The organism is Roseinatronobacter sp. NSM (assembly GCF_052379845.1).
Taxonomy (GTDB): Bacteria; Pseudomonadota; Alphaproteobacteria; order Rhodobacterales; family Rhodobacteraceae; genus Roseinatronobacter.
Window position 1 is genome coordinate 25,830 of record NZ_JBQTCF010000028.1, and the last position, 20,140, is coordinate 45,969.

Consider the following 20,140-nt stretch of genomic DNA (forward strand, 5'->3'; position numbering starts at 1 on the left):
GGTTATGGGTTTCATATAGTTGAACCAAGGTGTCGTTTCATTCGAAAACGACCGATGACAATTCGGAATATGTGGATAACCCATTGTTTTTGTGATAAAAAATATGTCATCCCACGGCAATTACCAATTGTAAGATTTTGATTTTCCTGTCTTTTCTTGATTGTCTCTGAATTCAAGGTTTTCCAGTTGGGCCTTGCCGTTTCTACTTTCCACCCCCCTTGGGTATCCCTTTTTCCTTTTTGGGCCGACTTGGTTGTGTATCGTTGCTCCTTATTATTGACCCCGAGCGCATTTCGCTTCGGGGGGGCGTGTTTGGTTTTTTTGGTTCTTTTAGCGCTTCGCGTGATGAGTGCCAGCGGCCCTTTTATTTTGGGATGAGCCAAGGGTTTTCGGGATTTCCCTGTTTTTGGGTTTTCCCTATTTGCCCCGCTGCCGTTACGCCTGACGGCGGGCAGCGGGGGCGCCTGACGGCGCATGTTCGAGATCGTTCGTTTGATTTTTTTGGTTTTTTTGGGGTTTGGTTTTGTGGGTTTGGTCCTTTTGGGCCGAGGGCATCGGATCGCCTTCGGCCTTATTTCATGAAGGGTTTTCCTTCTCTTTTCAGGATTGTCCGGAGTGCTCCTCAGGGTCACCCTCCCAGCAACGTGGGGTGGTCTGTCTTGTCCGGGTTTTCCGGGATTTTAACCGCCGAAAGCAGTTCGGACAGGCGGTTGCGGTCGAGTTCGCGTTCGTCCATGAGGGCTTCGGCGATCCGCTCCAAATCCCGCACATGCGGTGCCAGTGCCGCCCGCACTGCGGAGGCGGACGCTTGCAGCCGTTTCTCGACAGCAATCCGGATTTCATGCGAGTGCAGGTTCGGCGGAATTGTCGGATCGTGCCATGTCAGCCGATCCGCAAAGCCGAAATTCAGCTCGATCTGCAGTGCCATCGCGGTGGCCAATGCCAGATCGCTCGCCCGGCCGGTGCCGCCCGCACCGGACGAGATTTCCTCGAAAAACATGGCTTCTGTCACCCGGCCCGCGAGGTAGATCTTGAGCATCCCGTTCGCAAGCGTGGGTGTCAGCACATCGGGCATTTCCCGCAGAATCTCGCCACTACGGCCCCGGATCGCGGCCCGTTTCGGCGTGGAAAACCCGGACAAATGGCCCATCAAAAGATGCCCCGCTTCGTGCAAGGCCACCCTGCGCAGCAAGTCAGGATCGGGCACCGGCGCCACGGCTTCAGCTGCGGCGAAGATGTGCCCGGCAGTCATGGGGATGCGGTCGCGGCGGGCCATTGTCCGGGCATCCCGCAGCATCGCGGCGACCGTCGCACCGGTTTGCCCGATCAGCTGATCCGCCAGCATTTGCGCCTCATCATCGTTCAAAATGTCCGGAATCTGTGCGGCGATCATCGCCATCACGCCGCTTCGATCCAGCGGATCGACGCGGATATGGCAGTCAAACCGACCCGGCCGGATGATCGCCGGATCGATCATCGACAGATGGTTCGTGGCACCAATGACAATCACGCCCGGCGTGCTGTTCAAGCGATCAAGCAGGGTCAGCAAGCCATTGACCACCCCCGTCATGTAGCCTGAGAAACGCGTGTCCCCAGTCCGGCTGTAGAAACTGTCGATCTCGTCAATAAACAGGATCGCGGGGGCATTCGTGATCGCTTTTTCGACGGTCTCGGTCAGGACACGCAGCATATCGCCTTGATGGCCATGCCGCTGACAGTCTGAGTAGCTTGTCCGAATGAAGCTCACCCCGGCAGAACCCGAAAGGGCTTCGGCCAGCATCGTTTTTCCGGTGCCGGGCGGGCCGTGAAAGATGAAGGATGAGGTCACTTCTGACCAATCCAGACTGCCTTTGCGCCAGTCATTCAGATCATCCAGAAGCTGCTGGAATGCCGCTTTCGCAACGGGCTGCCCGTGAACTTTGTCGAGGGTGATCCCGGGTTTGGTTTTGTCAGGAAGGCCAAATTCATGGAGGGCATCCATGGCCGCAGCCATGCTGTCGGCTGCGAAAGCGCGGGCAAGGCGCAATTCGGACATGCTGCTGATGTCGACGCCTGCGGGCAGCTTTGTCCGGCGTTTTCCCTTGTGGATTTCACGCAAGATCGCAGAAAGCATTTCCGGCGTGGCATATGGCAGCGTCAGCTGTGCCGTTGCGACAGAGGACATGGACGCAGACACTCCGGACATGCGATCGACAATGTAAATCACCGCCCGTCCACGCATGATACCGTCCTCGACGCCCTCAGCCACGCGGCGCAATTCGAGGGGTGATGCGCCGAGTTTCGGATGGGTGTGAATTTCCAGATCATTCAGCCGATGCCGGATATCCGCAGATGCGGTCAGCAACTCGACGTTCAGCTCCTTGATCAACACAGCCAGCCGCTTGCGGTCTTCCGACCGCTCCGCCGCGATGAGGGTCAGCGCCCCTTTGGGCGGCAGCATCGCCGGCTGGCCGATGCTGGCGTGGGCGTGCATCAGACGCAGGATCAAAAGCGCATTGAGCGCCTGATCGGGTGAGGGTTTGCCGGTGTTTCCGGTGTCCGGATCTTCAGGGTCGCAACCGTTGAGAACATCCGCAAAGATGTCATCGATGTCGCGCTCCAGCGGCTGCAAGCAGCGTTTTGCAAGGGTCATTCCGGGAAGTTCAGGGGTGGTCTGTTTGGGCATGGGGTGGTCTGTTTGGGCATGGGGTGGTCTGTTTGGGCATGGGGTGGTCTGTTTGGGCATGGGGTGGCCTTTCATTGGGCAAAAAGGGGTTGTCCTGTCCCCGATGGGGCAGGTTTTGCTGGTGTTTTAAGGGTGGGCTGGATCAGATCGCCGCTGGCGTGGCGAAGGTTCCGGACAAGCCAAGATCCGACAGGGCAAGCCGCAAACTGGCGCCGGGAGAGGCCCGCAAGCGGGCTATCTCGGACAGCGCAACCCGATGAGTGTTGCGCCAATCTGCGGTGAACTTGATCGCGTTTTCGGGCAGGATCACAAGGGCAAGCAGGTCAAAATCGGCGGGGTCATAAGGCTTGGTGCCGGTCGGCCCACGCTGATAGCCCTTTTTGATATTGAACACATATTGCCCGTCACTGATCGCGTGACGCGTCTTGATCTGAACCCGCACCAAAGCGTCAGGCAGCCAGAGGATGCGATCAAACGGCTCGTGTTCGCTGCACGGGATCGTGCGTTCGCCCAGCCGCATCATGGTGCTGTCGAACAGCAATTCGCCAGCAGTTCCAAGCTGTTTTGCAAAGCGTGCCATCACGTTGCCGCCGATTTTGGGATAGTCCCTCAAGGCTTCACGGGCTTCAAAAGCTTCAGGGGCGGGCTCGGGCGGACAAAGCCCGGGGAAATAGAGTTGCTGGGCCATAGGCGGCCTTTCCATGTTTGATGGAGGGATGGACGGGGCGCATGACGGGCCCCGTCAATTGGACTGCACCGGATCAGGCCGGGATCGGCATCGCCGGATCAAGCATGGGAGGCTCATGCCCCGGCCCGCCGAATTCCCTCAGCTCTGCCATGTCTGAAAAGACGGAGAAAAATTCCGTCTGCATCCGGAAAATGCGGTGCTTCGAGGGATCGGTGAGAAAGATATCCTGATGATCCCGGACGCGGGCAAACACATGCCGTTTGTCATCATCATCTGTGGTGTCAAAAAGGGTTTTCAGGAGGAAAGCCAGGCGCATCAGGCCTTTGTCTGCAGGGATTTCCGGAATGTGTTCGAGGATATCAAAGCAGCCTTCAATCAGCCGCTCCCGCAGGTTTTCTGCACGGCGCAAGTCGCTGGCGAAATGCTGCGACATCGGATCGACATCGCTGTGATCGATCAGCATCTCGGCATCAATCGCAGCCCGGAACAGCCGGAGAAACGCGGGGAACGCATGCACGATTGTGCTCGCGGGGGAGTCTTTCGGGTCACGCGACGGCGTGTTATCAGTGGCATCAGCCATAAGGGCCTCCTTACAGGTCCGTGTGGTTAGAGTGGGGCAAGAGGGTAGGATCTCTTGCCTTCACTCGCTCAATGTGGGATCATCGCATTATGATGTCAACATTGTAATGCGGAAAAATCAATGGCTCCCCCAAAAAAAGACACAGAAGCACTGACGGTAAGACTTCCACGCGAGATTATCGCCCAGATCGACGATGTGCGCCGGCTTGAGGATGACATCCCGACACGGCCGGAGATGATCCGACGAATTTTGCAGGATTGGCTTGAAAATAAAGGGAAATCCGAAATTTAAGCAGGGAGATTGACAAGTCCGTCCGGGAAAACCTTTACCCCCAGGGCAACGGCCCTTCTTCCACGACTTGCCCGAACACCTGTTCCCGATGCCATCGCAGATTTTCAGGGTGCGGATGGTGCCGATGATCCGCCGGTTTCAGCAACCTGCCACTCGGATGCAGCAACCGGTCAATCACATCGCTTGGCACCTTGTTGCGGGAGACAAGAACCGTCTCGCAATCATCGGCAACGGAAACCAAGCCGCGGTCAAACATCCAATGCAGGGTTCCAGACAGGGCCAGCCCATTGCGGACCGAGTCACTGCCCGAGCTTTCCACCGGCCGGATATGGGCCGCCTGCACCTCGGGCCGCCCGCCCCCGTTACGCAAGCGGAGCCCCGACATGGTACAGCGGTAATCATAGGCCACACGCACCTGTCGGCGAAACGCCACATTACGATACGGCCGACGGGTCAGGCGTTCCAGCACCGGGCGATCGAATGTCGTGGCTTGGTCATCCATCCCGGCGGGGATGGGGTCGTAAGCGGTGGCCTCGATCCGTTCCAGATCCTGCGGCAGTCCCAGATTGACTATCCGGGCGAAATCGGCATCAGGCAGGCGCCGAACGGCACGTTGCACCAAACCACCCTGTTTGAGCGATCCATCGGGGGCCGCCAAGGCGCTTTCCACCGCTTGCCCCTTGTGCAACCGGGGCACGGATCGATCAAAGGGCAGAAAGCTTCCCGGCTCAATCAGGGCAAGATACCGCCCCTCAACCCCGGGTTTGGGGATCACTCGGGCAATCTTGGCCACCGCGAAATACCCCCGCGGCCCTGCCTTGACCGGCTCATAATACACGATCCAATCGCCAACGGCAGTTTGAGTGGCCTTCAGATAAGCCTTGGGGAAATCATAAACCACATCGGGTTCATCATCATAAATCGAGTCAGCCTTGTGCAGCAGAACCAGTTTTCCCATGGGGTGATGGAAGGAAATTCTGGCGGGTTTGGCAAGGGGGCGTGGGTGCTGGAGGGGCTCTGTGACTTGGGGTGCGACTGCGGGCGGGAAGCGCTTGCACTGCAGCGACATGGCCTTCCACAACAACGCGGTGGGCGGGAGGACTAAGCCGCTTCGCGGCATTGGTGCCTGACCGCGACGTCGGCGCATATGTCACGGTTTTTCTTTGTGGCGGGCCCTTCTGGGCTGACGATTGGGGTCTTTCCCACCGTCAGACAGGAGGTTCCCATGAAGGAGGAGAAGACCACCCCGCTGCGCCAGCGGATGATCGAAGACATGGATATTCGCGGGCTGTGCGAGAAGACGCAGAAAGGGCACATCCGATGCATCAAGCATTTCGCTGCTTTTCTGGGGCGTTCGCCAGATACCGCCACGCCGGATGACTTGCGGGCCTACCAGCTTCAGATGACGAAGGACGCGGTTTCGGCATCCACGTTCAATGTCCGGATAATTTCACTGCGGTTCTTTTTCAGCGTCACCTGCGGGCGTGAGGAAATGAAGCGATACATGCAGTTCCATCGTCAGCCACGGAAGTTGCCGGTGGTTCTGAGCGTCGAGGAAGTCGCGAAGCTTCTCGCCTCGGTGCCCGGACCAGGATTGAAGTATCGGGCAGCCCTCGGCATCAGTTACGGGGCGGGGCTTCGAGCATCGGAGCTCTGCCACCTCAAGGTCCGCGATATCGACAGCCAGCGCATGCTGATCCATGTTGACCAAGGCAAGGGCAGTAAGGACCGGCAAGCCATGCTATCGCCCAGCCTGCTCGAAATATTGCGGCAATACTGGCGCGAGTCCCGCCCCGAAGGATGGCTGTTTCCAGGCTTGCCAAAGATCTCGCCTCTGTCTCCCCGGCAATTGAACCGCGCTTTCATGGCGGCCAAGGATATGGCGGGGATCACAAAGCCCGCGACCCTGCACACGCTGCGCCACAGCTTCGCCACGCATCTGCTGGAGGCCAACACTGATGTGCGGATCATCCAGGTGCTGCTGGGTCACGCCAAGCTCAGCACCACGGCGCGTTCTGCCCATGTCGCCACCAAGACGATCCAGAGCACCGTTAGCCCCTTCGAGCAGATGAAGCTTGTGCAGGACAGGGTGCTCCGAACAGAAGGACCCCCTTGACGCCCGGGCTATGCCCCGGCCATCTCTGGAGATCGCTGACATCTTTCGCGCCCATGGTCCTGCATGGCGGCGGGCCAATGCGGGGCATGTCAGCCTCTCACAGTTGAAGGTAATGTCGGCGATCGAAGCCTGCCGGAGTTTGAGCGTAAAGCAAACGATCTGGGGGATCGTTTGTAGCGAAGAACGCGCTCGGCGGGCATGTGGCCGGGTGCGCAAAGTGTGGCCACCATCACATCGCCTACAATTCCTGCAAGAACAGGCACTGTCCCAAGTGCCAGGGACCAGCGGCGCGCGACTGGATGGAGGCGCGCGCCGAGGATCTGCTGCCGGTGGAATATTTCCACGTCGTCTTCACGATGCCGGCCGAAATCGCGCAGATCGCCTATTGGAACAAGAAGGCGGTCTATGGCCTGCTGTTCCGGGCGTCTGCGGAAACGGTCATGACCATCGCAGCCGATCCCAAGCGTATGGGCGCGCGAGTCGGCATGACCAGCGTGTTGCACACATGGGGATCGGCGTCGTGCTGAAAGCACGCCTCTGGCGTGACGACCCACCATCCGCATATCCATATGATCGTGCCCGGCGGCGGCCTATCGCCCGACGGCACCAAGTGGGTCTCCTGCCGCCCCGGGTTCTTCTTGCATGTGCGGGTGCTGTCGCGGCTGTTTCGACGCCTGTTTCTGGACGGGCTGATGGGTTTGCACCGCGCAGGCCAGCTGGCCTTCTTCGGCGATTTTTCGAATTTGTCAGAAGCAAAGGCGTTCGCTAACTGGCTCGCCCCCGTTCCGCAAATCCGAATGGGTGGTCTATGCCAAACCGCCCTTCGGCGGGCCCGAGGCCGTGCTGGCTTACCTGAGCCGATACACCCACCGCGTCGCCATCTCGAATGCGCGCCTGGTCAGCGCCGATGCCCAAACCGTCGCTTTCCGCTGGAAGGATTACCGCATCAAATCCGGCGATCGCCAAAAGGTCATGCGGCTGGCCACGCCCGAGTTCATCCGCCGCTTTCTGATCCATGTGCTACCCGACGGCTTCCATCGCATCCGGCACTACGGCCCGCTGGCCAGTGCGACCCGCAAGGCCAACATCAGCGCAATCCGCGCCGTGCTCTGCGTCCAGCGCCCCGAACAGCCCGCCATCCCAGAGCCCGAGGTCATCCCACTCACCCTGCGCGAACCGTGCCCCTGTTGCGGCGGCCCCATGCGCATCATCGAGATCTTCCGCCGCGGGCAAAAACCAATGTCGCGCGCGCCACCACGGGAGCGGGCCGCATGACACACCGCCTGTCAGATGACGCGGAACGCGACTGGCTGCATCACGCGGACCCGGCGCAGCCCATATGCGCTTATCGCTCCTCAGCGCCAAAACCGACGACAAGCACGGCAATATGCAAAGCGATACCAGCATGTTCGACAGCTTCAGTGACCAGCTCAGACGTGATGCGAACCTTCAGCCGAACGCCTGACACAGCCGTCGCCCCAACCGTCCGCGCACTTTCTCCATAGGTCGTTCCAAGACCCCCGCGGCTTCCTCCTTCCGAGGTTTGTCAACGTGGGCCGCCAGCTCATGGCCGCCAATGGCGTGCCGCGGCCCACATCGAAAAACCTTCAGGGAAGCCGACTGTAATCTTGCGGCATAGCATACGCAGAATCTGATGGTTGCGGACGTTCATTGCGCCCGGTTCTGCAGTGACCTTTGACCAGTCTCCCAAACTGCCCGGAGAGTGCTTTGGGCGCACACGCTCAGTTTGTGGCATCCCCGAAAGCCATGCCGCCGGTTGCGACCTGTCCAGCAGGACTGTCGGGGTTGCGGGCGTGGGGCGGGGTCAGGGCGGTGAAATCCTGCCAGATAGCGCCCGCGCCAAGGTCGTTGCGGGTGCGCAGCCCGCGCCACTGCGCATAAATTGCGCCTGCACGCGGCAAGGCGCGCTGTGCAGCCGACAGCCGCGCAAGATGCGGGTCGTTATCCGGGGGCAGCGCGTCCAGCAGATCAGCATAAAGCCGGTCGCGGCCATCTCCGGTCAGCCAATGCGCAGCCCCTGCAATCACGGCGCGATGCGTGCGCGGGGCCAGATACTCGATCAAGGGGTGGTCATCTGTGTTGACGGGCGCGTGCGCGAACAGGCCGGACGCGGCGTTGCCCGCGTAGAATTTCAGCGCGCGGTCGGTCAGCACATCATCGGGCGCATCGCTGCCCGTCATTACGCGCCATTGGGTCGCTAGGGGCGCAGGGTCCAGCGGTGCAGGGTCATTGCGGCCCACCAGCGCCAGAATGGACCGTTCAGGATACAGGTCACCGCGCCACAGCGTCAGCTCGGGGAAAGCCTGCGCCATGGTGTTGGCGATGATCTCGAATTCGCGGCGCGACACCTGATAAAGCGGCATCCATTGCACATAGGCCCCGCCCTCGTTCAGGCGACTGGCCGCAAGGCGGTAATGTTCCACCGTATAGACATTGCCCACACCCGCGCGCCACGGCGTGAACAGATCGGCGATGATCATGTCATAGGTGGCGGGGGAACGGGCAAGGCATTGGCGGCCATCCTCGCGGTGGATGGTCACGCGCGCGTCGGTGAACAACCCGTTCACATACGGGCCGAACCAGTCTCGCGCGAAATCCACCACATCGGGCAGCAATTCGCAGACCGTCACGCGGTCGGGGTTCGCAAACAGCCCCGCACCCGCAGAAATGCCTGTGCCCATGCCAAGAAAGAAAATCTCGCGCGGGGCGGGATGGGTCAGAAGCGGGATCATGGTCTGGTTGCGTTCCGGCACCAGCGCGCCCGACCCGCCCAGCGTATAGAAATTGTTGACGCGGATGAATTTCGCATCGCCACGCTGCACAGTGGCGACATGGGCGGACGGGCCTTCGCGAAAGGCCAGCAGCGTCTCGCCCCGGTTCAGGCGGGTGGAGTCCAGCCCCGGCCCACCCGTCAGCAGCACGACCGCCCCCGCCAGTGCCGCAAAGCGCGTGATCCGCGCGCCCCAGCCGTCCGAAGGCCGCCACAAAGCCAGCACCAGAGCCGCGTAAACCGCGCCCATCAGCCACAGCCCTTTCCACATGCCGACCAGCGGCAGAAGCACAAACCCCCCCGCCAGCGCCCCGAAAATGGCGCCTGTCGTGTTGACTGCAATCAGGCGGCCCAGCACTGCGCCCGGCGCGCCGCCCCCTTCCATCAGGCGCAGCAGATAGGGCAGCACAGCGCCCAATATCGTGCCGGGGATCAGCATGGTCAGGGCCGCGACGCGCCCGACCTCCAGCACATAGCCTGTGAAATCGGCCCGCCCGCCAAGGTATCCAAGCCCGCCCGTCAGGTGGTGGAACAGATGCGGCGTCGCAGCGATCACGACGCAAGAGGCCAGCAGCAGGCCCGTCAGCACTCTTTCAGGCCGCAGCGCAAGCCGGTTCAGCGCATTGGCCAGCGCCGCGCCCAGCGACAGCGCAGCCAGAAACACGGTCAGCACCAGCGCATAGGTATAGACCGAGTTTTGCAGCACTTGCGCGAAGGCACGCGTCCAGATGACCTCGACCGCCAAGGTGGCAAAGCCAGAGGCGAAGGCGATCACCCACAGCCGCGCAGGGATCGCGGCGCGCGTGGGGCGTGGGTCTGCAACCATCGGCAGGGCACGGCGCGCAATCAGGATGGCTGAGAGGCCCACGAACAGATCAAACCCCACAGCCAGCAGATAGGCGCCGGAAAACCCCAGCCACATGGGCAGGAAGAACCCCGCCGCCAAGGCCCCCATCGCCCCGCCTGCGGTGTTGAGCGCATAAAGCGCGGACCCCATCCGTCCCAGACTGTCGCGCGCCCGGATGACATGCTGGCCCATCAAGGGCAGCGTGCCGCCCATCAGAATGGCCGAGGGCAGAAGGATCGTCGCCGCGACCAGCGCCTTCAGCGCGGTTTCCAGAACCAGGTTGCCGCCGACCAGCGCGTAAAGCGTGGGGTAAAGGCGGAAGTAGGCATCCGCGACCAGAAAATGCCCCAGCGCCGTGGCGGCCACGCCAATCTCGACCAGCCCAAAGGCGCGCAAGGGCCGCGCCAGTCGTGCGGACAGCCGCCCGAACAGCCATCCCCCCAGTGCGATACCCGCAAAGAAGATCGCAATCGTCAGCGCGGCGGCCTGCGCGGTGGACCCGAACAAAAGCCCCAGCTCGCGCACCCACAGCACCTGATAGATCAGCGCCGCCGCCCCCGACAGGGTGAACAGCGCCCCAAGCATGGGCGTTTCAAAGCGGCGGGGCGCGGTGGCGGGTGTGGTGAATTCTGTCATAGGGGTGCGTTATCTTATAACATTCATGGCAGCAACTGCATCTCGCCGCCGATCAGTTCCTTGCGGAAATCGGTAATCAGGATATCGGCCACGACATCCCATATGCCCCCTTGCGGCAGGTGGACAGGACCAGCGGTCCAGAATCCGGCAGCCTCCATAGTCGCGCGCAGCTCGATGCGTTCCAGCCCCTCTTCGGGTTTGGCGAAGAACAGCGTTACCTCCAGCGGTGTGAAGGGCCGGAAATCACCGTCCAGCGGGATGATTTCAACGCGGTTCTGCCCCGGTCTGCCGGGGATCAGCGCGATATCGGCCATGCTCTCGCGCCCATGCAGATGCACCTCAACGCGAGGCTCTGGTAGATCGGCCATCGCGCGCGGTGGCGGTGTCAGGCGGAAAACAGCGGTCAGCGCCAGAAGTGCTACCATCAGCCCCAGTTCCAGCCGCAGCGAGCGGTTGAAGTGAAACCGTGCCAAAGCGCCGTTGATGGTCAGCATCGGTGTCAGGCGCAGCTTGTGCCAGACCGCCAAGGCCAGCACGCAGACAAACACCGCCATCTTGGCAAGGAATACCCAGCCATAGGCGGTGCTGGTCAGGGCATCCAGCGTTTCGATCTGCCGCCATGCAAGCACCGCGCCGGACAGGACCAGAAGCGCCACCATCGGCACGGCAAGGCGCGAAAAGCGCGCCATCAGTGCCTCTGTATCCGGGCGGCGCAGCGCCACGATCAGCCCCGGCAGCGCCCCTGCCCAGAAGATCAGCGCGAGCGCATGGGCAAAGATCAGCGGGGCCATCAGGGCCACAGGTTCGGCGCGCGCGGCGTGACCCGCCGAGGCAAAGGACAGCGCCGCCAGCGCCCAAGCCAGCAGAACGGGCAGACGGTGGCCGGTCATGGCGAGAAGGCCCGCGCCTAAGGCAAGCCCTGCGGCAATCCCGAAAGGGCTGTTTGCAGCCATGGCCCAAGCGTTCATGCGGGCGAGCGCTGCCACCCCGTCGCCTGTCAGGTCCATCGCCTGCGCCCCCAATAAGCCGAGGGACGCCAGCGGCACAGACCAGAGCGCGGCAGCCGCGACGCGCGGCGCGGGCGTTTGCGACAGCACTGCCCAGACCATGCCGCCCACACCGATGACCAGCGAGAGCGTCAGCGCGCCCCGCGCGATGGCGGCGGGCCAGGGCTGGGCCTCGGGCGCTGCTGCGGGCGCACCAGTCTCGAAGCCAATGGAAAACACATGCGTCCCGCCGACCGGGTGGCCATCGTCTGAGACCACGCGCCATGACAGCGCATGCGTGCCCTCGGCCAACCCATTCGGGGCGGTGATGATCAGATCGGGGCCTTGCGCGCGGGCCTCGACATCCAGCGCCGCGCCATCCGGGCTGAACCAGCGCGCCTGCAACGGGGCGATGGGTTCGTTGAAACTCAGGATTACGTCCGTAGGGGCAACCTTAATGATCGCGCCCGCCGCAGGGTCTGCCCCGCGCAACTGGGCATGGGCCAGCGCCTGCAGCGGCAGGACTAGTGTGAAGAAGATGACAAGCGCGCGCAGCATCGTGTATCCTGAAAAAGCCCGCCGGGCCGGGAAACCGCACCCGGCGGGAAGTGATGCGCAGTGAACGGGAACTGAACACAGCGCGACAAACGGCAGGCAGAAGCAATTTCAGCAAAAGTTGACAGACTTTCGCGGTTCGAAATTGCGACCAACATGTCGGGGAATGGACGCCTCCGCAAACCCCGGCCTGCCGCTATTGCTTAATTCCCGTGGCTGTGGCCGTAGGAATGACTGTGCGAATGGCCGTGGGAGTGCCCGTGATCAGCCGCAGGCAAAACCATCACGGCCGGGGCCGGGTAGGCCAGATCGCTGGCCGATTGTCCGTCCGCAGGAATTTCGATCCAGCGTTCCGCACCATTGGCGCACTCTTGCACGACCGGAATATGGACCAGCTCGCCCGCAGGCAGCGCCTCAGTAAAGCGGGCCCGGAAGATGAATTCGTCATAGAATTCGGACGGCAATTCACCTTCCCAGATAATCTCGCGCACGCCCTCGGTGATCTCGGTGCCATGGCTGTGATAGGGCTCGGCCAGCGGGCCAGTGACCACACTCAACTCCCAACCGGCCTTGACCATCGGCTGCACAGCATTGATGCCGTCAGGAATGGCCACGCGCACCCGCAACGTAGCCTCGTCGCCGCAGCCATGCGGGATACGAACGACCATGCGTTCGCGGACATTATGGGTAACTTCGCGCTGCTCCAGCGTAGCATGGGCAAAGGCCGCAGGGGCCGAAAAGGCCAAGGCGGCCAAAGTCATCAGAGTCGTCTTCATGGTGTTTCTCTCCCGTTTCATGAAGGGTTTTCAGGCAGGGTCGCGCCCGCGCCTGTGGCCAGATGTCCCTCTGGCCAGGGGTTCGCGAAGGCCGGATCGGTGAGGAACTCCTCATCCGTCAGGCTTTCCAGAAAAGTAGACAGTTCTGCGCGCTCCTGATCGGTGCTCTGCAAAACAGATGATCAGCGGAGCGGGCTGGCCCAGCAGCGCTGTTTGCCGTCATAGGCTTGCGCGCAGGTGACGGGTTGGTCGGCCAGTGCAGGCGTGGCGAGTGCGGTCACAGCCGCAAGAGCGAGTATACGCATGATGTGTCTTTCTTGAATGATATGGGTGTCACCGGCAGCGCAAGCGCCACCGGGTTTCAGCGATCAGACAAGAAAAAGCGGCGGGCCGCGTGCAGGCGGGCCGCGTGGGCTATGCAGGCGTGCCAGCAAATGCCCTGCAGAGGGCAGGTCCAGCGTTGAAATGCGAAGCGCAACGCCTGAGCCAAGTGCGTCAGCACTCACGGCCATGATCTGCGCCAGCGTGCAGATAGGACAATCCTCGGCCATGCCCTGTGGCCCGTCTTGCGTGACGCAGAGATCATCCAGTTCGCCGCCCATCTGGATATAGGCAGCCAGCATCGGATCGGCAGGCAAGGCAGGGGCATGTTGGTGGCCAAAACCCAGAACCATCAACCCCAGCGCAAGAAGCGCAGCGGTCAGACGGTTTGAAAAGGTTCTGAGCAGATTCATGTAATGTTGTTACTCTCGTTACAGGTCTGGATCAAGCGCCTGTGATCAGCCTAAACCTCATCCTCGGGGTCAAAAATGGGGTCCAGCACGAGCAGGAGACGCGCCTCGCCTGTGCCTTCGATCGGTGGTGAGCGGTGCTTGAGCAGGCTGGGCGGTGTGGTGGGCCAACGCATTCCGCGCAAGAGGATAGGCTGGCCGGTGGGCACAGTATGCACGACTTCGGGCTCAGCGCCGCGCGGGGCAAGCCCGTATTGCGTGCCTGTGCCGCGATAGGTGCAGACCAGCCGCGCGGTGACATTGTCCACATGAAACTTGCGGCAGGCATTGCCGGTCACGACCTCCAACCGCAAGCGCAGCCATGGTGCGCGCATCACCTGTGCAAACTGGTCTGCAAGCGTGGCGATGCTCTCCAGAAGCAGTGCGCGCTCGGGGCTATCGGGCAGTGGCGCAAGGATCTGCGCCAGTGTGGACCGAAGCGCATCGGGGCGCAGGATTTCGCGGGCCTCTGGCAGGTGTGCGGGCGGCAGCGCGGCAAGCCAGTGGGTGAGCGCGACACAATCGGGCTGCGCCCAGATCACGGCCGCGCAATTGGGCTCATGGATTGCGGCCAGCCCATCCAGAGCGTCTGTGATCTGAACGCCCTCGGGCTGCGTGTTGGCAAAATCCTTCGTCTTGCCCCCCAGCGCGGAAACGGGTCGGGAAGCTGCGCCCAGTCGCCGGGCGTGAAATCGCCCGCATTCACAAGCGCTGCATTCAGCCGCGCACAGAGTGCCTCGCGGTCCATATCGACCCCGATAAAGACAATCTCCTGCCGCCGGTCGCCCCATGGCTCGACCCAGTTGCGGGCGATTTCGGCCTGCGCGACCGGGTGCTGTGGCAGCCGCTCTTCGGGGCCAGAGGCCCACCAGCGGCCCAGAGGCGTGACCGAAGACATTGCCCCTGCAAGGCTGAACTCGGCGGCCCAATCCGGCCTTGTGGCGATCCAGAAATGCCCCTTTGCGCGGATCACGCCGGGCAGCGGGCCATTGAGCACCTCATGGATGCGGGCGGGATGAAACGGCGCGCGGGCGTGGTAGACGAAGCTTGCCACACCATATTCTTCGGTCTCTGGCGTATGATTTGCGAAACTGTAAAGCTCTTTCGCCCACATCGGAAATTCCTGCGCGCGGTCGAAATCGAACAGGCCCGTGTTCAGGATGGCACTGGCGGCCACATCAGAACGCGGTTCAGAAGTGTGGTTTTGCCCGCGCCAAGAAAGCCGGAAAGCACAGTGACCGGCAGGCGGGTATCTTGAATATTCACGAATGCCTCATGGGTGTTGATTTCGGGGTTCGGGCGATTTTGGCCGTGCCGCAGGCGTCGCATTGACCGTGGATTTCCACGACATGATGGCTTGGTGTTATGCCGCAATGCTGGGCAGCGGCCGTGAGCGAGGTAAAGACCTCTGGCACAACGCTTTCGCGCAAGGACCGGCAATCGTCGCAGATGGACAGGATCACAGGCGCATTCGGGTCGCGCGTTGTGCGCAAGGCAAAGGCATTGAGGGATTCAATCCGCAACACGGCGCGCCGCGCGCACAGCGCTTTCAGCCCGCGATAAATGGTCGTGGGGCGAGTTGAGGGTTTTGCGCGCGCAGTGCGGCGAGAATATCATAGGCCGACAGGGTTTGACGCGCGTTCCGCAAAACGCGCAGGATATCCGATTGCATCGCTTCGCCTCTGCTGGTTACGCGCATCAACGACTCTCCTTTCGTCACATGCGACCGGGCGGTTGGGCATCCCGGACCAAGGCAGTGATGGCCTCGGACAGGGGCAAGGTCTGCGTTGCGCCGTAGCGGCGGATGGTGACGGTAAGCTCGTCCGCTTCGCGCGCGCCGAGGGCGATCTGGACCGGCACTTTCGCAAGCGCGTGGTCGCGGACCTTGTAGCCGATCTTCTCGTTGCGCAGATCGGTCTCGACGCGCAGCCCGGCTGTGCGCAAGCGGCGCGCCAGCAGGTCGAATACCACCGCGGGCCGCGCATTGCCGATATGGGCATAGGAATATACCGTTGGCCCGCAGACATACATCCGCACATGGCCAGCATCCTGCGGTACAAACGGCGCGACCTGCCTGCCCATCGAATTGAACAGGTTGAGCGCCATCAGAACGGCTGCCCCAGCGTGTGGACGGTCATGCCCGCCAGTCCTGCAGCATCTTCCGCCCCGGGCAGCTTGGGCAGGGTCAGCAGCGACAGGCTTTCGTCCAGATCGGATTTCGGCATGTCGCGTGCGATAATGACCACGCGGCTGGTGGTGTCGTCCTCTGGCCAGCTTTGCAGCGGGACGGGTGGTTCAAAAATATGCTGCACACCGTGAAAGACGAAGGGTTGCGGGACGTCCCTGATATGCACGATCCCTTTCAGACGCAGGATATGCGCCCCGCGCAGCGCAATCAGCGTGTCGAGCCAGAAATCGAACACCTCGGCGGGGATCGGGGCATCTAGCGTGATCGAGGCCGTGGTGATCCGGTCATCGGTGGCGTGGTGCGAGGGCGCGCCAAAGTCGATAGGCTTGGGCGCTGGCGCGGTCATGCCCGACAGCCCCGCCAGCCGGTCCGCCGCAGGTTGGGCCAGCCATGCCAGCGCGTGATCTGGCGCCATTGGTTTGCGCATGGCACCAAGGCCCCACAAGCTGCCCGCGGGCACTACGCCCTGATCGGCCAAAATACGCGGCGCGCCGGGGTTCAGCCGTTCAAGACGCGCCTCCAGCGCAGCAAAGCCAGCCGCATCCGCCAGATCGCGCTTCGACAGAACGATCCGGTCGGCCATTGCGACCTGCGCCTGTGCCTCGGCATGGCGGTCCAGCGTTGCCACCCCCAGCACGGCATCGACCACCGTCACAGTGCCGTCCAGCGCATAATTGGGGGCCAGCACCGGATCGACCAGCAGCGTGTGATGGATCGGGCCGGGATCTGCCAACCCCGTGGTTTCGATCACCACGCGGTCAAAGGCCAGTTCATCCCGCGCCAGCAGGGACAGCAGCGTCTTGGACAGATCACCCCGGATCGAGCAGCAGACACAGCCACCGGGCATCAGCACGATATCCTCGGCGGCTTCCTCTATCAGGTCATGGTCCAGCCCCGCATCGCCGAATTCATTGACGACAACTGCCACCCGGCCCGCAGTCGGATCGTGCAACAGGCGATTCAGAAGCGTGGTCTTGCCCGCACCCAGAAAGCCGGTCAGCAGGGTTACGGGGATCGGGGTCGAAATCATGGCGGCGTCTTTCGGGTTGCGGGTCTTGGCTAAGCATGATTGTTATAATATAACATTCTACGTTGCAAGAGATCAAACAAGGACCAGACATGCGCGAACTCCACTTCCACCCCCGCGTTTCGGTCGAAGAAGTCGAGGAAGGGTCAAACCTTGCCCCCAAATTCGGCGAGGATGGGCTGATGCCCTGCATCACCACCGATGCGGGAAGTGGCGAGGCGCTGATGCTGGGCTGGATGAACGCCGACGCCCTGCGCTTGACCCTGCAGACGGGCGAGGCACACTACTTCAGCCGCGCGCGCCAGAGCCTGTGGCACAAAGGCGCGACCTCGGGTCTGGTCCAGCGCGTGATCGAGGCGCGGATCGATGACGATCAAGACGCGATCTGGCTGCGCGTCGAAGTCGCAGGGTCCGGCGCATCCTGCCATGTCGGCTACAGGTCGTGTTTCTACCGCGCCGTGCCGGTCGGGCCGGATGCCGGCGGCGCGCTGCGCTTTACCGAAACGGCCCGAACATTCGACCCCGTGGCCGTTTATGGCGATGCCTCCAACCCCACACAGTTATGAGCCTTCCGAGCGATTTCAGACAAAAGGCCGCGCTGCTCTGGCATGTGCAACGGATCAAGCGGCTGGTGCGCGAGATCGGCGCATTCGGTCCCCACACGCTGATCTCGGTGACCGAAATTACATGCGGTGACCCGACTTGCCCCGGCCCGGCCACCCAGATCACCATCCTGTCGCTCGACCTGATGCGCCGCGTGTTTGTAATACACCGACCCGTTATCGAGGTATCAGCAGCCGATTTGGCAGGGCTAAAAGCGTGACGTACGATATCACGCTCCATTTATTTGCTCACTGGACAGACCGCCCGCCACTTGCTAACCAAACTCTGCCAAGGTTCCGCGTGAGCGGATTAATAGGGAATACAGGATCGGGGATTGCCCGTAGCTGTAGCTGCCCTCGCAACTGTAGGCGGCAAGGTTCGGATCAGACCACTGGCAAAGCCGGGAAGGGATCACGAACCATTCGAGCCGTAAGCCAGGAGACCTGCCGTTGGCATAACCCTAACCGCCGGCGAGGTGCCCGGCCGGAGGCAGGACATGGCAGACGACAGCGCGCGCGCAAACAATGCATTCGCGACATCAGCTTTGACGGCCCGAGGATCGGACCCGGACTGGCCATTGGCCATGCGGGGTGCGATGTGGTCCAGTCCGATGTAGCGCAACGCCATATCCGCATTGACCTTGCCGGATTTGCCCGTGACGGGCTAGGCGATCACGCCCAGATCATGGCACTTGTGCGCGAGGCAGATGCACTGGGCTTCGGTGGCATCTGGTTCAACGAATTTCATTTCGACCGGGCCAACCTGGCCCATCCGTCGCTTCTGCTTCTGGGGGCGGCAGTGTTGGCCGTAACGGAACGGCTGCGCTTCGGAACTTCGATCCTTGTCCTGCCATTGTATCACCCGCTTCTTCTGGCCGAACAGATTGCGCAGCTTGACCGGCAATCGGGCGGGCGGCTGGATGTTGGCATCGGGCGGGGGACCAATCCGCAAACCTTTCGCACCCTTGGGCTGGACCCCGATCAGGCACGCTTCCGTTTTGATGCTGCGCTGGATATCATCCGCATGGCATTGGGCGACGGGGTTGTCACCCACGACAGCCCGTTCTGGTCGTTCAGCAATGTCTCGGTCGGTCCACCGCCCGTGCAGTGTCCGCACCCACCGATCTATATGGCCGCAGTTTCGCGCGACAGCATTGATCTGTCCGCGCGTCTGGGATTGCCCTTACTGTATTCGCTGGAACCCAATGAAAGCCGCCAGTTCGCCCCATATGTCGCCGCACTGACCCGGCAGAAGCAGGATGGGCGCGCGCTGCAAGCGTCGTCCCTGTCGCGCTATGTGCTGGTCGACCGTGATCGGAGCGCGGCATTGGATAGGCTGGATGCGCTGACCCACCGGTTGAATGTGACCCGCGCGCAGCGGGCGAAGGTGTCCGGCACAGCACCGCCTGCGCCGCGCACGCGCGCGCAGATGTTGGAGGGCTTTGCCGTTGCAGGCACGCCCGAGGATTGCGTGGCCCAGATCCTTGCACTGTCTGACCGCTTTCAAACGCGGTCCATCCGCGCGTTCTTTAGCGCCAATGGCGCGATCCCGGTTCCGCAGGCGCGCGATGCGATGCGGTTATTCGCAGCAACGGTGCTGCCTGTTCTTACGATTTCCACCCTCACAAAGGACACCTGCCCATGAGTTTCAGACCCCACCTTCTGGCTGCGGCCATTATGGCCATGGCCACGCCCGCGCTGGCCCTTGACGGTTTCCCGCACGCAGATGTCAACTGCACGGTCACGACCGTCTTTGACGCACCGCCCCAGCGGGCTGTCACATTGTCGAACAACGCGACCGAAATCATGCTGGCCCTGGGGCTTGAGGGGCAGATGGCGGGCACATCCTATATGGGGAACTTGGAAATCAGTCCCGAATACGCCGATGCCTATGGTGCCATTCCTGTCCTGTCACCGCTGATTGCCACAACCGAACAACTGATCGAGGTCGAGGCGGACTGGGTCTATGCAGGATATCCAGACGGATTTGCCGAACGCTGGCACACACGCGATCAGTTGCACGATCTGGGTATCAAAACCCGCCTCGCAACCGAAGGGTGCAATCTGGGCCGGTTCGAGTTCCCGGATCTGTGGCACGAAATACGCGATGTCGCCGCCATATTTGGGGTGCCGGACCGGGCCGAGGCGCTGATCGAAGGGTTGCAGGCGCGACTTGATGCTGTCGATGCTGCCTTGCAGGGCGCCGAGCCGGTCCATGTCTTTATTTATAATGGCGGCGATGCCCCCCCGCGTGCGGCGCTTGGCAACACGATGCTGAATTCCATCGTAGCGCGCGCGGGCGGCCAGAATATCTTCGGCGATATCGAAAACCGCTATGGCACAGTGTCATGGGAAGATATCGTAGACCGCAATCCAGATCACATTGTCGTCTTCTATTCCCTGACCGAGGCCGGGCAACTGGTCGCGGACCCGCGCGCCGACATTGCGCAGGCGCGCATTGACCTGCTTGGCACGTTCCCTGCAGTTGCAGATGTGACCGCAGTGCTCGAAAGTCGCTTTCACCCGATCAGCTCGGTCACCGGGCAACCTGGGCCGTCATCGGTCCGCGCGGTTGAGGATCTTGCGCGCCTGCTGCATCCGGACCGGTTCGCGCAATGACAC

At 61.9% G+C, this 20,140-nt stretch carries 21 protein-coding genes, 2 pseudogenes and 1 riboswitch; of the genes and pseudogenes, 7 read left to right on the forward strand and 16 right to left on the reverse strand.

Translation table 11 applies throughout. The features are described 5' to 3' along the window. Window positions 1-628 precede the first annotated feature (628 nt). The 3 genes from ACTZWY_RS14730 to ACTZWY_RS14740 all read right to left on the reverse strand — a co-directional run bounded on the left by ACTZWY_RS14730 (window position 629) and on the right by ACTZWY_RS14740 (window position 3,933). Complete coding sequence (locus tag ACTZWY_RS14730; protein ID WP_444791464.1) at window positions 629-2,665, reverse strand: AAA family ATPase; 2,037 nt, start codon at window positions 2,663-2,665, stop codon at window positions 629-631. Between the two features lie 142 nt (window positions 2,666-2,807). Next, window positions 2,808-3,245, reverse strand: coding sequence for a group I intron-associated PD-(D/E)XK endonuclease (locus ACTZWY_RS14735; protein ID WP_444791465.1), 438 nt, complete (start codon window positions 3,243-3,245; stop codon window positions 2,808-2,810). A gap of 181 nt (window positions 3,246-3,426) precedes the next feature. Then, on the reverse strand, window positions 3,427-3,933 hold the full coding sequence (locus ACTZWY_RS14740) for a hypothetical protein (protein WP_444791466.1): 507 nt from the start codon (window positions 3,931-3,933) through the stop codon (window positions 3,427-3,429). Between the two features lie 120 nt (window positions 3,934-4,053). On the opposite strand from ACTZWY_RS14740, the gene ACTZWY_RS14745 reads away from it, so the two are divergent. After that, window positions 4,054-4,224, forward strand: a complete 171-nt coding sequence (locus ACTZWY_RS14745) for a ribbon-helix-helix protein, CopG family (RefSeq protein WP_444791467.1) — start codon at window positions 4,054-4,056, stop codon at window positions 4,222-4,224. A gap of 34 nt (window positions 4,225-4,258) precedes the next feature. Here the strand turns inward: ACTZWY_RS14745 and ACTZWY_RS14750 are convergent, their stop codons facing one another. After that, the gene (locus ACTZWY_RS14750) at window positions 4,259-5,182 is read right to left on the reverse strand and encodes an HNH endonuclease (protein WP_444791468.1); all 924 of its coding nucleotides are present in this window, start codon (window positions 5,180-5,182) and stop codon (window positions 4,259-4,261) included. Window positions 5,183-5,449: 267 nt separating this feature from the next. Between ACTZWY_RS14750 and ACTZWY_RS14755 the strand changes: the two genes are divergently transcribed. Together ACTZWY_RS14755 and ACTZWY_RS14760 are read left to right on the forward strand one after the other, a co-directional pair. Further along, the gene (locus tag ACTZWY_RS14755; protein ID WP_444791469.1) at window positions 5,450-6,340 is read left to right on the forward strand and encodes a tyrosine-type recombinase/integrase; all 891 of its coding nucleotides are present in this window, start codon (window positions 5,450-5,452) and stop codon (window positions 6,338-6,340) included. Between the two features lie 10 nt (window positions 6,341-6,350). Then, window positions 6,351-7,615 (forward strand): annotated as a pseudogene (locus tag ACTZWY_RS14760) (IS91 family transposase). 467 nt (window positions 7,616-8,082) lie between these two features. Here the strand turns inward: ACTZWY_RS14760 and ACTZWY_RS14765 are convergent. The 12 genes and pseudogenes from ACTZWY_RS14765 to ACTZWY_RS14820 form a co-directional block, all read right to left on the reverse strand. Further along, on the reverse strand, window positions 8,083-10,614 hold the full coding sequence (locus ACTZWY_RS14765; protein ID WP_444791470.1) for a spermidine synthase: 2,532 nt from the start codon (window positions 10,612-10,614) through the stop codon (window positions 8,083-8,085). Between the two features lie 23 nt (window positions 10,615-10,637). Beyond that, on the reverse strand, window positions 10,638-12,158 hold the full coding sequence (locus ACTZWY_RS14770) for a copper resistance CopC/CopD family protein (protein ID WP_444791471.1): 1,521 nt from the start codon (window positions 12,156-12,158) through the stop codon (window positions 10,638-10,640). 200 nt (window positions 12,159-12,358) lie between these two features. Then, a complete protein-coding gene (locus ACTZWY_RS14775) occupies window positions 12,359-12,931 on the reverse strand; it encodes a YcnI family copper-binding membrane protein (RefSeq protein ID WP_444791472.1) in 573 nt (190 codons plus the stop codon). 182 nt (window positions 12,932-13,113) lie between these two features. Then, window positions 13,114-13,236, reverse strand: a complete 123-nt coding sequence (locus tag ACTZWY_RS14780) for a hypothetical protein (protein WP_444791473.1) — start codon at window positions 13,234-13,236, stop codon at window positions 13,114-13,116. Between the two features lie 63 nt (window positions 13,237-13,299). Then, complete coding sequence (locus ACTZWY_RS14785; RefSeq protein ID WP_444791474.1) at window positions 13,300-13,665, reverse strand: hypothetical protein; 366 nt, start codon at window positions 13,663-13,665, stop codon at window positions 13,300-13,302. Window positions 13,666-13,715: 50 nt separating this feature from the next. Next, window positions 13,716-14,243 (reverse strand): DUF1826 domain-containing protein, encoded by a 528-nt coding sequence (locus tag ACTZWY_RS14790; RefSeq protein ID WP_444791475.1) that lies wholly within the window; start codon window positions 14,241-14,243, stop codon window positions 13,716-13,718. Window positions 14,244-14,344: 101 nt separating this feature from the next. Next, a pseudogene (locus tag ACTZWY_RS14795) lies at window positions 14,345-14,884 on the reverse strand (CobW family GTP-binding protein); the annotation flags it as partial. Beyond that, complete coding sequence (locus ACTZWY_RS14800) at window positions 14,857-15,030, reverse strand: GTP-binding protein (RefSeq protein ID WP_444791476.1); 174 nt, start codon at window positions 15,028-15,030, stop codon at window positions 14,857-14,859. The gene ACTZWY_RS14800 and the pseudogene ACTZWY_RS14795, both read right to left, overlap by 28 nt. After that, window positions 14,964-15,224: a hypothetical protein gene (locus ACTZWY_RS14805; protein ID WP_444791500.1), complete on the reverse strand. Its 261-nt coding sequence runs from the start codon at window positions 15,222-15,224 to the stop codon at window positions 14,964-14,966. The genes ACTZWY_RS14800 and ACTZWY_RS14805 overlap by 67 nt, the downstream gene beginning before the upstream one ends. Before the next feature lie 26 nt (window positions 15,225-15,250). Further along, a complete protein-coding gene (locus ACTZWY_RS14810) occupies window positions 15,251-15,400 on the reverse strand; it encodes a hypothetical protein (protein ID WP_444791477.1) in 150 nt (49 codons plus the stop codon). Between the two features lie 17 nt (window positions 15,401-15,417). Then, on the reverse strand, window positions 15,418-15,807 hold the full coding sequence (locus ACTZWY_RS14815) for a His/Gly/Thr/Pro-type tRNA ligase C-terminal domain-containing protein (RefSeq protein WP_444791478.1): 390 nt from the start codon (window positions 15,805-15,807) through the stop codon (window positions 15,418-15,420). After that, a complete protein-coding gene (locus tag ACTZWY_RS14820) occupies window positions 15,807-16,919 on the reverse strand; it encodes a CobW family GTP-binding protein (protein ID WP_444791479.1) in 1,113 nt (370 codons plus the stop codon). The genes ACTZWY_RS14815 and ACTZWY_RS14820 overlap by 1 nt, the downstream gene beginning before the upstream one ends. Before the next feature lie 89 nt (window positions 16,920-17,008). Between ACTZWY_RS14820 and hisI the strand changes: the two genes are divergently transcribed. The 4 genes from hisI (at window position 17,009) to ACTZWY_RS14840 (ending at window position 20,137) form a co-directional block, all read left to right on the forward strand. Then, a complete protein-coding gene (gene hisI / locus ACTZWY_RS14825) occupies window positions 17,009-17,482 on the forward strand; it encodes a phosphoribosyl-AMP cyclohydrolase (protein ID WP_444791480.1) in 474 nt (157 codons plus the stop codon). Further along, window positions 17,479-17,739, forward strand: coding sequence for a hypothetical protein (locus ACTZWY_RS14830; protein ID WP_444791481.1), 261 nt, complete (start codon window positions 17,479-17,481; stop codon window positions 17,737-17,739). Before hisI ends, ACTZWY_RS14830 begins: the two co-directional genes overlap by 4 nt. Before the next feature lie 55 nt (window positions 17,740-17,794). Beyond that, a riboswitch (cobalamin riboswitch) is annotated at window positions 17,795-17,984 on the forward strand. Window positions 17,985-18,116: 132 nt separating this feature from the next. After that, on the forward strand, window positions 18,117-19,163 hold the full coding sequence (locus tag ACTZWY_RS14835) for an LLM class flavin-dependent oxidoreductase (RefSeq protein ID WP_444791482.1): 1,047 nt from the start codon (window positions 18,117-18,119) through the stop codon (window positions 19,161-19,163). Next, on the forward strand, window positions 19,160-20,137 hold the full coding sequence (locus ACTZWY_RS14840; protein ID WP_444791483.1) for an ABC transporter substrate-binding protein: 978 nt from the start codon (window positions 19,160-19,162) through the stop codon (window positions 20,135-20,137). The genes ACTZWY_RS14835 and ACTZWY_RS14840 overlap by 4 nt, the downstream gene beginning before the upstream one ends. Window positions 20,138-20,140 lie beyond the last annotated feature (3 nt).